General features: G+C 35.4%; 1 protein-coding gene. It reads left to right on the top strand.

Annotation, left to right across the window (positions count from 1 at the left end; all coding sequences use genetic code 11):
• A partial coding sequence (locus SB717_RS36300) for a DUF4367 domain-containing protein (RefSeq protein ID WP_410907860.1) occupies positions 1 to 256 on the top strand: 256 nt, incomplete at its 5' end.
• Positions 257 to 268: the final 12 nt, after the last annotated feature.

Genomic DNA, 268 nt, shown 5'->3' with positions numbered 1-268 from the left:
AGGAACGCAATTAAAAGTTGCAATTATTGAAAGTGCGGCAACAGGCAATGATATTCAACCTGGGGAACATGGAGAAAGAGTGAAAATAAACAAAATAAATGGTGTCTTTCATCCGTTAACACCAACAAAACGGATAAAAGACCTTCAAGGTGGCCAATTGATATGGGTACAAGATGGAACAATGATTACGTTATTTAGTTCACGAATTTCTAAGCAGGAATTAATGAAAATAGCTTATTCAATGCAGAAGTTATAAAAAAGAGCCACC

Origin of the sequence: Priestia sp. SIMBA_032 (genome assembly GCF_046535215.1) — a bacterium.
In the GTDB taxonomy this organism is placed as follows: Bacteria; Bacillota; Bacilli; order Bacillales; family Bacillaceae_H; genus Priestia; species Priestia aryabhattai.
Note: the sequence above shows the minus strand (reverse complement) of the source record. Positions and strands in the feature narration are given on the sequence as shown.